Below are 13,858 nucleotides of genomic sequence, written 5' to 3' on the forward strand. Positions count from 1 at the left end.
AGCTCCGCTCAGACAACCTAGCCAATCGACTAGGTATAACTATACCCGGTCATCATTGATTTACCTTAATCCGCATAAACTCGCGGCCAGATGGTCGTTCGCCATAGGGCACGGCACTTCGATAAACAAAGCTGGTGGTTCCGTCGCCATTGTCGGTTTCTGAAACCAGCACGATGTCGGGCGCACCATTCCAAGAGCTTAGATCTTCCGAGATCTGGGCGGTAACGGTAAGGGCATTCCGAGTATGCTGATTGACCTTAAAGCTGATGGTGAAGTAGTCCTTGGTTTCTTGGCCTAGTGTGTATGGGGCAACGCCCGTGGTAAACGGAGTGTCGTGTGAGTTCGTATCACTGGTGCCAAGCGCATACTCGATGATCGCCTTGAACCCATCACCATCCACATCGGCATCCGGATTCCCAGCAAATCCAGCGGGGCTTGCGGCGCCAGGATTCCCTCCCGGTTGGGCGCTTGCAGCCCAGTTGCTACCGACGTTATGATCTGGAATAGGGATGACGGGAGCTAGCAGCACCATGGAAAAGCCGTTACCATCAGCTGATGTTGGCCACGGCGCCACATCATCGTAGGTGAAGTCATGAATGACATTGGCTGCGGCATCCGTTAAAATAATCTGTTCTCCCCCATTACTCAAGTTACCTGAATACTCGCTACTGCCTATGCTGTCGGTGCCAAATCTGACGGAACTGAGAGCTGAGCTATACCTTTCTGAGAAAGCGGCTTTGTTTTTTACAATAATGAGTCGTCCACCAGCAGGGATGACATTGTTAGGACCAAAGGTGAAATTGATCCCTTGGGTAAAGGCCACACCTGAAACGTCCACTGGGAAGGGTGATACATTTTTCAGCTCAACAAACTCAAAATCATCCTTGTCCGTGGTGATGGCTAGTTCTGCCGAGGTGGAAGCATCCGCCGGGTTGTAGTTGACCTCGGAAACCACAAGATTTGTGGCGTCTGCATCTATTGGATCTGGAGTGAAAAAGGCCTCGTTAAGAGCACTCCATTCACCGGTGCTGGTATTGTAGGTGCGGGACAATAGCCATCCGGATGCGGTCACAGGGATTTCATCTGACTCAAATCCAGACTGCCCTGAGCCAGGTAGATTTCCTACCAGATTCAGATTAAAGCTGATGTCGGAGCTGGTCTGGCTGCGCTGATGGACCTCCACCGCGATGGTGTTGTTGCCTGCTGAGAAGTGGGAAATGGGCAGAGTGATAGTTCCGAAGGCATTGTCATTCACTGTGCCTGTGGAGAAATCATCATAGGCTGCATTTGCGTTCAGATTGACCCGCTCGACCTCGACACCATTAACGTAGATGGCGATGGCATCATCGTACCAATAGTTGATGGTGAAATTTTCATACTGGGATGGATCAGCGATGTTGATATCCGATTTCCGGAAATAGGTGGTCACATTCTTCTGTATACCATTGGTGTTAGGATCCACATCGACAAAGCCGACAACCGTAGCCTCGTCACCGTCGCCATAGCCCAGCTCGGATGGACCACTTGCCCATGAGCTATGGTTGAAGGATTTGGCCCTCCATGCCGTGCCCTGGTTCGAGCCATCGTCCAGATAGGACCAGCTATCTCCGGTTTGCACGAAGTTAGTTGGCACTCCGCCGGTGCCATCGTAGTTGATCACCGTGGCAGCGGGATTGATACCACCTCCAGGGAGGCGTGGGTCCAGCGAATGACGATAGGGGTCTGGATCCGTATCCAAGGGGCCAAAGATATAGTATACCTTCAGATTCGTATCTGTAACAGAAATCGTTGGTCCTAGACCTGGTGCAGTGCCTCCATGCTGATTGTAAACAGGGGCATCGATAGCTGGATACATACCAGCATTCTTGAACTTGGTAATCATGCTGGCCGTTTGCCCAGGAAACTGGTTATTGATCAGGTTATCTTGGTAAGACTGCCAGCTTGCAGGAGTGCGGTATCCCCAGCGGGCGCATTCTGCGATGATGGAAAGCTGGGTCTCATTGACTCGCTCTTGTAGTCGCTCGATGCTCTTGGCGGGAGTCAACTCGCCATCATTGAAATAGTGTTTCTGAATACGATCCGCCAATAGCATCTCGTAGTCAGGATCCCCCTCACTAGCCAGCAGACTCATCGCGCTCAGAGGACCTTGGTGATCTACGCTTTTTGCAGGATTGCGTAAGAAACCATCGCCATCCTTCATGTAGAACTTGAACGGAACCCCAAGTGGCACAGAACCAGCAGCACGGAACTCACTTTCCGCATTTCCATTGGTCCAGAGTAACATGAAATCAATCAAATCGATGATATCTAGATGTGAACGGGCAGACGTGAAGGGTGTCGAGCCATTGATGAGAGTCTGTGTGGCCTCCCACTGATCCCCTGTGCCATCGTAAGCTTCGCCAGTTTGGAAATTCCCTCCTGAATTATTGGCATTGATGGCTTCGTAATCGTCTTTATCCCCACCGAAATATTCAGAGAGCATGGATGCATTCCAGCGCTCTCGCAGGTGATACTGCCCCCAGTATCGGCCATTGACGTAAACGTGCACGAAGCGACCGTGTGGTGCTATCTGGCCCATATCGAGCAGGGCATCATCGGCGTAGCGATTCGATAAATAAGCTCCACGTTGGGACATGTCATGGTTACCAGCACGAAGTTCGATGGCATCATATTTCTCTGCAGGCTGGAAGCTCTTCCAAACATGGTTTTCGAACAGATCGAAATCCAATTTTCCCGGGCCGTATTTGCTACGGAAATTGATCCGCATACCGCGCTTGGCAAAGTCCGTGTTGTAGCTACCAAAACGCTCCATCCCTGCGTTGACCTGCTTATGCCCATCCTCGAAATTAATCAGCTCAATAGCGACCTCTTTTTCCTCTCGTTCGATATCGCCAGGAAACGTTAGTGCAATACTCGGAATGGCTGTTAGAGCCGCATCAAGCTGTGGGCCATAGACAGAATCCTGAGTAATTCCGGTGTCCATGTTAGAATCAGCGATTACATCAGCTTTAAAAATGTATGTCTGAGTATCTACATTTGTAGGCTCGAACCCATCCTTGTAGGCGGCGGCACGAATAGTGGTGGTTTGGTTGATGGTGATGGACGTGGAGTAGATGGAGCCAGTGGTCGATGTCGGCTCAGTGCCATCCGTGGTGTACCGGATCTGAGCACCGGGGGTCATGCTGGTGATTTCCAATTGAATCGAACCGCTATAGAAACCTCGATCATGTGAGAAGCTGGTGTCCTTCACAAAGCCAGCAATGGTTTCGCCATTTGTAGCGCCTGGTGTGGGTGTTAGGAAATAACCACCCGTCGTGGTCGAGCTATCCAATCCATAGGAAACATCACTCTGCTGGCTAGGAAAGGTAGGGCTGAACTCAGAGTCGATCGTGCTCCCGTCAGGCTTCACTAGAGCCAGGTATTCACCATCTGCACTCAGGGAAAAATTGGTATGCAGCTCCCCTGCCGGATCAGTTCTGCTATTTCCAGAAGCAAAAACAATCAGGTAAGAACCAGGTGCCATGGTTACATTTGGAAAGACCCATTTGGTAAGATCCGTGGGGTCATCGGTTAGATAAAACCCTGCCAGAGGTGCTGGATCAGCACCCGGATTGTAGAGTTCGATCCAGTCTGATTGATTGCCATCCACATCAATCAGGCCAGAGTCGTTCGCGGCCATAAACTCACTGATGACTGGAACTCCTGGCTGGATGATTTTTACGGAAATCGTTCTTGTGATGGTGCCATTTGCGTTGGACGCGACTAGAACGTAGTCAGTGTCACTGGTCGGGGAAACCACGGTGCCTGAGCTCCCTGCCACATTGGCACCATTCAAAGTCAAACTTGTTGCATTCCCCCCAACATCCCAGCTCAGGTTGACATTTGAGCCAGGAGGGATGAAGTCACCGTCTGCCGTGAAAGAGTAGATGAGAGGTTCGTTGACGACCGCTATCGTGGTGGTCGCCACAGAGCTACCGCTGGCATCGGTCGCTGTTAGTTGATAAGTGGTAGCAGCATTCGGGCCTGGATTCACGACGATGCTCCCCTGCCCGGCAGTGGTGTTGGCCAGTACGTTACCGACACCGTTATCGATCTGGAGCCCTGTTACATCAGGTGTAACCACCCAGCTCAATGTGACTGGATCACCTGGAGTCACGGAAGCGCGGTTGCTGGTGAAAGAGATGAGCCTGCTAGATCCAATAGCAGTGACTTCATTCAAGGAAAGCACTCGGCTATCGGATGTCTCAGCTGCGCCTGGGGTACGTATGACCCGGATCATGTTGCCAGTGGCGGCCCCCACATTCACAGTAATACTAGCAGGTGAGTTCTCTACATTGTTAGGGTTCAGAAGTGGTGATGAATAAACCACCGTGCCTCCATCAAAGTCATTGTTGACGTTTCCGTTGAAATCGATGACCTGCACGGTGATGTCACGCAGCCGTGAGGTCCAGCTTCCATTGCCGCCGCGGTTAACGAGTGTTATCTCGTTAAATGTTTTACTGCTTGGCAGGAGAACTTGCCAAGTGGGGTCATCATCTGTTGCGATCGTGTGGGTGAAATTTGAAACACCATCAATGGCATGAGATGCGTCATAGTCATCCAGCGTCGTGCTCTGTGCGGCAGTGCCTACGCTCAAATCAATGGGCTCTGTGGACTGCGCCGAGGCGATGCCCGCGATGCTCAAGCAAGTGAAAAAAAGGCGACTGCACCTTTTATATAATCCATTGTTTTTCAGTCTGTTGCTGAGCATTAATCGAAAGATCGCTAAATAATAGATCTATTCAACATCAAAAAACGGAGTAATCAGCCATCTAAAAGGTCAAAGTTTGCTCTACTTTCAAACTCAGGAATGAGGCCTTAATGGGAAGCCGCTGGCGGATAGACCCTCATCGGAAATGCCTCATCCTCGCTAGTGTATCTGCCGAATTGATCGCGTGAAAGAATGATGTCTACGCGCTGGGCTCCCTCTTCTTTTTGCTCTTGGAGATCGAGTAACAGCTGGCTGCTATCTTGGCTCAATCTTACATGCAATAATTGGTATTTTGGACCACCTTGTTCGTTCTTAGGAAGCTGAGCTTCTATCTGTGGTAACCACTGGGCCAATTCCGGAGAAACTTCCGGGCCGTGTGATGAGAGCTCTTCCGAAGAAACATCAGCTTTCTGCTCGGCTTTGCTTTTTTCCGACCATTCTTTGAGCTTTTCCGAGAGCATGGGGGCAGCATACATGAGTAGCAAGAGGAGACCTATGAGAGCCACTGTAGAAATAATACTCTTACGGGTGCTGTTCGATTTTTCCTCCGGTTGCTCCATAGATACCTATTTTTCTACCATTTCACCTTCTACCAAGTCACCTAAGTCATCGGTCTCAAGTTTTCGGAAATGCACTTGTTCTACACGCCGGCCATCGGTGCTGGTGACCATCGCCTCATAGCCTTCCACCTCCAGAGTTGCTTCTGGTTCGGGGATACAGCCAAGTTCACGGGTGATGTAGCCACCTACGGTGCTGACTTCGCCACTTTCCAGATCAAGGGCTTCGACATGATCGGAGAGCTCATTGAGAGTCATTGATCCCTCAACGACAAACTCGTTGGCATTCAGTCGGCGGAAAGAATTGTCCTCCTCGTTGTCAAATTCATCCTGAATATCACCTACGAGCTCCTCGATGACATTGTCGAGGAAGACCAGGCCAGCTGGATCGCCGTGTTCGTCCACAGCCATCGCCAGGTGGCAATGTTCCTTGAGGAAAAACTGCAGAAGCACGTCGAGGGCCATCGTTTCAGGCACAACTTTCAGCGGACGCTTGATCCTCATCAGATCAGGGTTCTCATCGTTGACGACGGTGAGGATATCCTTGATATGAATCAGGCCAAGAGCGTGGTCGAGGTGACCTTTAACCAGCGGAAATCGAGTGTGCATGCTGCGAGTAGCCAGATCTAAATTCACTTGGAAAGGAGCATCCACATCGAGAGCGATGACGTCGCTGCGTGGTGTCATCACTTCGCGCACGCTGATGTCATTGAGTTCCAGAGCATTGATTAGAATCTCACGCTCGGTATCGGTGACCTCATCATGTTTGCCACTTTCCTCCACCAGAAGAGCTAGCTCCTCAGCGCTATGCACATCGCCGTGTCCAGCTGGCTCGACACGGAAGACTTTTTTCAGAATCAAATTCGCCGTGCTGTTGATGATCCAGATCGCCCAACCGAAGAATTTGTAGAACAGGTGTAGCGGACGGATGAGATAAAGTGTGGTGCCAACAGGTTTACGGATCGCCAGCACCTTGGGAACTTGCTCTCCGACGATGACGTGGACGAAGGAGAAGGAAACCGCCGCAATGGTGATGGAAATACCGCGCACCATCCAAACTGGGGCTCCTGGAGCAACATCCAGCAAAAACGGGCCGACAAAATGGGCCACCAATGGCTCGCCCAGCATACCCAACACAAGAGATGCTACGGTAATCCCAAGCTGACCGGCGGAGAGATACCCATCAAGTTTCCCCAGAGCATGCAGAGCAAGGTTCGCTTGGGCAGGCTTGTTCCCCTGCACCTCGATGAGCTGGCTTTTGCGGACTTTGACCAGACCAAACTCAACGGCCACAAAAAGAGCATTGAGGATCAGGAAGATCGTAATGCCGATCAAATACTTCGCCACGAGATCCGGTGAAGGATAGGTGGTATGGAGAGCTGAAGCTGATGCAAGGATGTCAATAGTCGCGCTCATTATTGTCGTTCATAGACACCCTCGTCACGTTTCTCCAACACAGTGAACCCTGCCTTTTTGGCATCGGTCACAGAGAAGGGCTTGGTGATCTTAGGGGTATTGACCCTGCTGATCAGCTTTTTGACCGCATGGCGGCAAAGCGGGCACACCTCAAGTGGTGGCCGGTCAATCGGTCGACGCAACTCAAACCCCCGTGCACAGACGCGACAACTTCGCTCCGGATCATCGGGGTGTTCTGAGATATAGTCGTATAGGGGCATAGCAAAGACGCAAGACGGGCTAATCACCGCCTTGCGTCAAAAAAGTATCACACTGCGGTCCAGCTTACCAGCTAGACTTGGTGACGCCGGGAATCATGCCGTGCGAAGCAAGCTCACGAAACGAAATACGTGAGAGCTTGAAACGACGGAGGAATCCGTGACGACGACCTGTTTGTTCGCAACGATTCACCACGCGAGTGGGACTCGAGTCGCGAGGGAGCATGCTGAGACCGACGTAGTCTTTCTCTTCCTTGAGCTGCTTACGCAGGTCAGCAAATTTAGCGACAGTTGCTTGTTTGCGCTTGTTGCGCGCGATCCATGATTTCTTAGCCATAATTGGGGGGGCGGAGATAGCTGCTCACAGGGGTAAATCAAGTCATTTTTGATCAAAAGTGCATTTTTCTTTGTTCGCCCCCTGTTTCCGATTGCTTCCAGCCCCGCTCCCACCTTTATTTGCTGCGCATCATGGCCTCATCACCTTTTTTCTACCAAGACCCCTTTCCTCTCGGCCCCGACACCACGGAATACGAGCAAATCAGCAGTGAACACGTCAGCGTCAGCGAATTTGACGGACGTGAAATGCTCAAAGTCGAGCCGGAAGCTCTTACCCTGCTGGCCAACGAAGCCATCAAAGCGGTCTCTTTCAAACTGCGCACCAGCCACCTGAAGCAAGTCGCCTCCATCCTCGATGACCCAGAGGCCACGGAAAACGATCGCATGGTCGCCCTGATGCTTCTGAAAAACGCTGAAATAGCGGCCCAAGGTATTCTTCCAGGCTGTCAGGATACCGGAACCGCTATCGTCATGGGTAAAAAAGGCCAACAGGTCTGGACCGGTGCTGACGATGCCGAGGCGCTTTCACTCGGCATTCACAAAACCTACCAGGAGGAAAACCTACGTTACTCCCAGAGCGCTCCGCTCAACATGTATGACGAGGTCAATACCAAGACCAATCTGCCAGCACAGATCGACCTCTACGCCACCGAAGGAGATGCCTACAAGTTCTTGTTTATGACCAAAGGTGGCGGCTCGGCGAACAAGACGTTCCTCTATCAGGAAACCAAGGCTCTTTTAAATCCCAAGCGTCTGGTCGAGTTCTGCATTGAGAAAATGAAAACCCTCGGCACCTCCGCCTGCCCTCCTTATCACCTCGCCTTTGTCATCGGCGGCACCTCCGCGGAGACCTGCCTGAAGACGGTGAAGATGGCATCGACCCGCTATTACGACGAACTTCCCACTTCTGGAAATGAACACGGCAGAGCCTTTCGCGACCTCGAACTAGAGGCCACCTTGTTAGAAGAAGCGCGTAAGGTGGGCATTGGAGCTCAATTTGGCGGCAAGTATTTCGCCCACGATGTGCGCGTGATCCGACTCCCCCGTCACGGTGCGTCCTGTCCTGTGGGACTGGGTGTTTCATGCTCTGCAGACCGCCAGGCCAAGGCCAAGATCACCAAGGATGGCATTTTCCTTGAGAAATTAGAAACCAACCCCGGACAATTCATTCCGGAGAAGTTCCGCGACTGGAAATTCAAGGGGGTCGAAATCGATCTCGATCAAGGCATGGAAGCGACCCTCGCCACTTTATCAAAATATCCAGTAACCACGGCCATTTCACTTACCGGCACGATCATCGTCGCCCGCGATATCGCGCATGCAAAGATCGCGGAGAAGCTGGAAAATGGTGAAGGCATTCCGGATTACATCAAGGACTACCCTATTTACTACGCCGGCCCGGCCAAGACGCCTGAGGGCATGGCCAGTGGGTCGTTCGGCCCGACCACTGCCGGCCGAATGGACCCTTATGTGAACCTATTCCAAAAACACGGAGCGTCCATGGTGATGCTCGCCAAGGGCAATCGCTCGCAGATGGTTACCGATGCATGCAAAACACACGGAGGCTTCTACCTAGGCTCTGCAGGTGGTCCGGCTGCGTTGTTAGCCAAGGAGCACATCAAGAGTCAGGAGGTGGTCGATTTCCCTGAGCTTGGCATGGAGGCCGTTTGGAAAATCAAAGTGGAGAATTTCCCCGCGTTCATCTTAGTTGACGACAAAGGCAACGACTTCTTCCAGCAGTTAAGCCAGTGTCCCGTTTGTTAGGAAATCCGGCTAGTGCCACTTGGCTTATTTAACCAAAGGATTTCTCGGTATCCTGCGCTTGTTCTCCGGGTCTTTGGGCTTGTTCGGGGCGAAAGGATCATTGTCCCCCTTGTCGCCATCGGGTTCGGGCTTTTTGTATTGCTCGATCATCTGACGAGTTCGCTGATAGTCACCCTTCACCAGCTCAGCTTGCTTCGAACTCGCAGCTTGATTCAGCAATTCAAGGTAGGCGGCATTGGCCTTTTTCAGATTCTCTAACGAACTGTCGCTGATTTCCTGAAAGAGGATTTTGTGGTGACGGTTCAGTATCGATGCTTCAGGCGCAACTGCCGGGTTTTTCTCCAAGGTTTCGATCTCGGAAGCTAATTTCTTTTCGAATGCGTCGCCCGCCAGCGAGGCGTATGGGTAACCACGTAACTGCCGCAGCTTGATCCAGCGGTCGAAGGGGTCGAGCTTTGCCGCCGACTGAAACTCCTGCTCCATTTCCTTTTGTGCAACCGGTGCCACTTTCGTTCGTGAGGTCGTCTGCAGGACCAGCCACTGTTGCAGGGCTGTCGATCCATCCTTGGGCATGGAATGCGCAATGTCGTGCCACACATCGAAGGTAGTGGACGCTCCCAGGTTTCGGTAAAACACCACAGCTCTGAGACTGAAATAATAACCACCATCGAGCCTACCGACACCTATGAACACGGGTTTCTTCCGACTGAATTTCCGCGTATTGCCAGGATTCACTTTGTAAAGATGCCCAGCCCCCATGATTGCCCCACCTGCCAGATCAGGCACCGCCTGCAACAAAAAATCACTCATGTAACCACCTTTGGAGAAGCCGGCAACGTAGCAGCGTTTCTGGTCCATGTTATACTTGTCGGCCAGATGACGACGGACGGATCGGAATAGGGTCAACTCCTTCTCGAGTTCGACTTTGGTGCCCTGCAGACGTCCCTGTTGATAATAGGTCATGCCCACCACAATCCATTCGCGTCCATCAACATGATGTCGCATCAGTGATGTGTCCGGATTGCCTCCACCACCGTGGTAGTAAAACAACGCCGGATACTTCTTCGATGCATCGTATTCATCCGGCAGCTGGACTTTCACGCGATGGGCCAAGTCAGGAAATCCAAGCTCAATGGTCTTGGCCGAACACAGCACGGGAAGTAGCAACAGAAAAAGGAAGCGCATGATTCAACTCTGGCACGTTTCTCACGCATTGCACGCAAAGAACACCACTCAGACCAGCCGAGTCATCGCCACATTGGCCAGACTCAGCACCAGGAAGAAGCCGCTCATATCTGTGCAGGTCGTCAAAATGGGACCGGAAGCCAGCGCTGGGTCGACTTTGAATTTCTTCAGAATCAGCGGCACCAGACCACCGATGGCAACGGATAGAATGGTGTTCAACATCAGCGCACCGCCGATGACGAGACCGAGGTATACATTCCCCTTCCATATCGCCGCCAGAGTTCCGAGCACAATGCCTAACACCACCCCGTTATTCAGTCCAAGCCAGACTTCCTTGAGCAATACACGCACGTAATCGCGTGGCTGGATAATACCCAGTGTTAGTTCGCGGATACTGACTGCGACTGCTTGATTCCCTGAACAACCACTCATGTCAGATACCATCGGCAGGAAAACGGCCAGTGCGATCACCGACTGCAAGGTGTCCTCATAGCTCGCGATGATACTTGCCGCCAGAAGGTTCAGCAAAATGTTAGGCCCCAACCAAGCCAAGCGTCTAACACAACGTTCTCTCAGCGGCATACTGCGAAGTTCCTCACCACCGACGATACCGCTGGATTTCAGATAATCCTCGGTCTGTGCATCAGAAAGCGCTTCGTTGACTGCGGACCGAGAGACGATACCTTTAAGCTGGCCGGCTGCATCCACCACGGGGAACGCCAGATAATTTTTACTTTCGAAAAGATCCTGCAGTTCTTCCAAGCCCGTGTCCACCGTGGTGGCCACTGGTCCGGGAATCATCAGCTCACCAATACTACGACTGCGACGGCCCAAGACCAAGTTGCGCAGTGCCAGTACACCGGTCAGCTGCATGTTTTCTCCGGTGACGTAAAAATACTGCACTTCGTCATCGGAGTATTCTTCGGCATTGTTTCCAAGCTCTGCCAAGACATCGGCAACGGTGGCGTGTTCTGGAAACGAAACCACGTGATCGGACATCAAACCACCAGCACTATCCCACTCATAGCCAGCCCGCTCACGCAGATCCTTGGACTCCTCAAGGTCGTCAATTTCAGCGAGAATCGCCTCGGATCTACGATCATCCAGTTCACGCAGCAAGTCACCACTCAGGTCTGCGGGCAATTCCTCCAGAACATCTGCGGCCACGTCGGCCGGCATCTCCTCGAGCATCTCGACAGCCTGCGCTTCTGCAAGGTTCTCGATCAATTCCGCGGTCTCACCCACCGGCAGCAATCGGCATAGCCGTTCGCGATCTTCGATATCGAGCTGGCTGACAATACGCCGCTGATCGTCTGCTGTGGCAGACTCCAGAATATCGTGTGCCGCTACGACGTCGTTAGCATCGATGGCTTCGATGAGTCGCTTCCAGCGTGCGGGCAGTTCTACAGCCTCGATGGGTGGTTCTTCAATCATGGTGTGGTTTCTCCGGTAAGAAGAAACTACACAGATTCCACTCCATCACAAACAAAGCCCCTAACAATCCATCACTTCACTCGTGGATTGAAAACCTTCGATGCCGATCAGGCACGAATCTTTGCGAACTGGCAGCGGTCTATTTTTCAGGAAAGGTTTTCCCCTCAGACCAACCTACCTCTCCCCTTCAGCCACTTCACCACTTGAGTAGGCATCGAGCAGTTGCTCCAGAGCCTCTATCTGTTTCATAATTCTCCGACCCTTGTTCGTGTCTTTGACCTGCCTCGGCTGCGCATAGTTTCTCACTTCGCGCATGGTGGGCACAATATCCTCTCCAGAACGCACCACACTGACCGGGTCTTTGAACCCGTGATGCTCCGCGAGGAAGTCTCCCGTTGACGATAAAATAAGCGTATACCCTCTGTCGCCGTAGGCTTCTGAAAAGGCACCATCGATCGTGACCGCATTGCCTCCACGCTTCACTGGCTCCTCCCCTTTTTCAACCTTCACTGGCACGTGCCCGTTGACGATGAGCCCCCCTTCCGGAACGCCCATATCACCACACACACGGTCGCAGAACTCCGCGTCATGGATCCAGTCAAACCAAGCGTTACGCCGTTCGGCATGAGCTGCTTTATCCTCCACAAAATAAGTCTCAAAGGTCGCCATCTTATCCTTACCAAACAAGGGCGATCGAGGCCCCGCCCAGAGATAGTAAAACCAGTCCTTGTCCATCTGTTCGGCCCTGCTTCCTGCACGGAATGCCCTTTTCACGACGCGATTGAACGCATCAAACTGCTCCGGTCCGCGGCACTCGTTACCGTCAACTTCCAGACTCTGATATTGCCCATCCTCATCCACTGCGATGCAGGCATGGAAAATCACAGCCTTGTCGCGGACCTGAGCCATTTTCCCCCGTTGGGCCACCCAGTTCATGTGATCCCAAAGTCTCGATGAGCTGGTGAAGGATTCCACCAAGCGCTTCATGCAGTGCTCCTCCTCGGGAGAGAGAACATTCGGATTCGAAGGATCGACCGTAGGAAATAAGGAGTCACGCAACGGATGGACTTTTCCATCGAGAGTCACTGTGCCTGCCTCGTAATCGATCAGCTTCATCACATTCCGATCCGCCATGTCCCACTCCGGATGACGCTCTGCCATTTGTCCCTCCAGTTTGAACTGGATGATAGAAATCGCCTTCTGCATGCGCGCGATCAGGCGTTCGTCGCGCTCGCCGCCGCGCTTTGGTTTGAAACATTCGGCCGGATCATCGCCGTAGGCATCGATGGCGAGCTGCTCCAGAGCTTTGGTCAAAATTCCGTAACCTTCCTCAAGCTGGAACATACGCCGGTAACGCAACGAAACACGCAGGACCAAGGCTATCAAGAGCTCGTGTCCGAGACATGCTCCCATCCAGCTAACATCGTGGTTCCCCCACACCAGACTGACGTCCGGTTGTTTCATCAAGTAGTCGACCACCCAGTCGAGCCTGGCACCTCGGTCGCCCAAGTCACCGGCCACCACCAGTTCATCCACGGCCACATTTCTGATGAACCGCGCCGCTGCCCGGATCGCGAGGAAATCCATCCCCCGTGCCACCAGCTCTCGTATCTGCACATAGAGCACACACTCACCATGTCCTCCGGCCGGAAAATTCAGTAGTATCTCGAATAATTCCCGGAACTCTTTGGGCGCGTAGTCGTTGATTTCTTTCCGCCGCTTGGTTCTGATCAAATGCCGGATCACCACGAACTGCCGTTGCAATGTCTTCAGCACCCACTCATAGCGATCATCCTGATTCTCGCCGAAATGTACACCTTTCATCTGCAGGCTCTCTGTCGGATAATACAGCAATTGCAAAAACTGCTTCAGCTCCTCACCCTGCAACTCGCCCTCGAACAGCTGCGCTACCACCGGACGTAACATTCCCGATGCGTTATTGATCACATGTCGAAGCTTCCGCGCCTCACCGTGAATATCGCTGATCACATGCACCACGCCCTTCGGCGTCTCCAGCTGAGCCCGCAGGGCCGCAATCTCAAAACTAGCCGCCTCCCTACTGGGAAACTCCTTTGCCAATACCAGATGTAACAGGTCTACCATTTCCTAAACATATTCAATTTCATCACACCAAGTGGCCAGCCTTAATCATGGCACCG

At 52.4% G+C, this 13,858-nt stretch carries 9 protein-coding genes; 1 reads left to right on the top strand and 8 read right to left on the bottom strand.

Translation table 11 applies throughout. The features are described 5' to 3' along the window. Positions 1 to 52 precede the first annotated feature (52 nt). The 5 genes from ACSPJT_RS04200 to rpsN form a co-directional block, all read right to left on the bottom strand. The gene (locus ACSPJT_RS04200; protein ID WP_435895117.1) at positions 53 to 4,684 is read right to left on the bottom strand and encodes a lamin tail domain-containing protein; all 4,632 of its coding nucleotides are present in this window, start codon (positions 4,682 to 4,684) and stop codon (positions 53 to 55) included. Between the two features lie 173 nt (positions 4,685 to 4,857). Further along, entirely contained in the window at positions 4,858 to 5,310 is a 453-nt protein-coding gene (locus ACSPJT_RS04205; RefSeq protein WP_435895118.1) for a hypothetical protein, read from the bottom strand. A gap of 6 nt (positions 5,311 to 5,316) precedes the next feature. Then, positions 5,317 to 6,723 (bottom strand): hemolysin family protein, encoded by a 1,407-nt coding sequence (locus ACSPJT_RS04210; protein WP_435895119.1) that lies wholly within the window; start codon positions 6,721 to 6,723, stop codon positions 5,317 to 5,319. Continuing rightward, entirely contained in the window at positions 6,723 to 6,983 is a 261-nt protein-coding gene (locus ACSPJT_RS04215) for an FmdB family zinc ribbon protein (protein ID WP_435895120.1), read from the bottom strand. The genes ACSPJT_RS04210 and ACSPJT_RS04215 overlap by 1 nt, the downstream gene beginning before the upstream one ends. Positions 6,984 to 7,047: 64 nt before the next feature. Beyond that, positions 7,048 to 7,317, bottom strand: coding sequence for a 30S ribosomal protein S14 (gene rpsN, locus ACSPJT_RS04220; protein WP_435895121.1), 270 nt, complete (start codon positions 7,315 to 7,317; stop codon positions 7,048 to 7,050). Positions 7,318 to 7,448: 131 nt separating this feature from the next. Here rpsN and ACSPJT_RS04225 point away from each other — a divergent pair, with 131 nt between their 5' ends. Further along, entirely contained in the window at positions 7,449 to 9,080 is a 1,632-nt protein-coding gene (locus tag ACSPJT_RS04225) for a fumarate hydratase (RefSeq protein ID WP_435895122.1), read from the top strand. 24 nt (positions 9,081 to 9,104) lie between these two features. Here the strand turns inward: ACSPJT_RS04225 and ACSPJT_RS04230 are convergent, their stop codons facing one another. The 3 genes from ACSPJT_RS04230 to ACSPJT_RS04240 all read right to left on the bottom strand — a co-directional run bounded on the left by ACSPJT_RS04230 (position 9,105) and on the right by ACSPJT_RS04240 (position 13,802). Further along, positions 9,105 to 10,265 carry an alpha/beta hydrolase-fold protein gene (locus tag ACSPJT_RS04230; protein ID WP_435895123.1) on the bottom strand — a complete coding sequence of 387 codons (1,161 nt, stop codon included), beginning with the start codon at positions 10,263 to 10,265 and terminating at the stop codon, positions 9,105 to 9,107. Between the two features lie 48 nt (positions 10,266 to 10,313). Further along, complete coding sequence (gene mgtE / locus ACSPJT_RS04235) at positions 10,314 to 11,699, bottom strand: magnesium transporter (RefSeq protein WP_435895124.1); 1,386 nt, start codon at positions 11,697 to 11,699, stop codon at positions 10,314 to 10,316. A gap of 174 nt (positions 11,700 to 11,873) precedes the next feature. Next, positions 11,874 to 13,802 carry a fructose-bisphosphatase class III gene (locus ACSPJT_RS04240; protein ID WP_435895125.1) on the bottom strand — a complete coding sequence of 643 codons (1,929 nt, stop codon included), beginning with the start codon at positions 13,800 to 13,802 and terminating at the stop codon, positions 11,874 to 11,876. Between the last annotated feature and the right edge of the window lie 56 nt (positions 13,803 to 13,858).

It is taken from the genome of Oceaniferula spumae (assembly GCF_042849255.1).
In the GTDB taxonomy this organism is placed as follows: Bacteria; Verrucomicrobiota; Verrucomicrobiia; order Verrucomicrobiales; family Akkermansiaceae; genus Oceaniferula; species Oceaniferula spumae.

Coding starts and splice junctions, on each gene's coding strand:
- ACSPJT_RS04205 (WP_435895118.1), bottom strand. CDS start 5,310: ATGGAGCAACCGGAGGAAAAATCGAACAGCACCCGTAAGAGTATTATT.
- ACSPJT_RS04210 (WP_435895119.1), bottom strand. CDS start 6,723: ATGAGCGCGACTATTGACATCCTTGCATCAGCTTCAGCTCTCCATACC.
- ACSPJT_RS04215 (WP_435895120.1), bottom strand. CDS start 6,983: ATGCCCCTATACGACTATATCTCAGAACACCCCGATGATCCGGAGCGA.
- rpsN (WP_435895121.1), bottom strand. CDS start 7,317: ATGGCTAAGAAATCATGGATCGCGCGCAACAAGCGCAAACAAGCAACT.
- ACSPJT_RS04225 (WP_435895122.1), top strand. CDS start 7,449: ATGGCCTCATCACCTTTTTTCTACCAAGACCCCTTTCCTCTCGGCCCC.
- ACSPJT_RS04230 (WP_435895123.1), bottom strand. CDS start 10,265: ATGCGCTTCCTTTTTCTGTTGCTACTTCCCGTGCTGTGTTCGGCCAAG.
- mgtE (WP_435895124.1), bottom strand. CDS start 11,699: ATGATTGAAGAACCACCCATCGAGGCTGTAGAACTGCCCGCACGCTGG.
- ACSPJT_RS04240 (WP_435895125.1), bottom strand. CDS start 13,802: ATGGTAGACCTGTTACATCTGGTATTGGCAAAGGAGTTTCCCAGTAGG.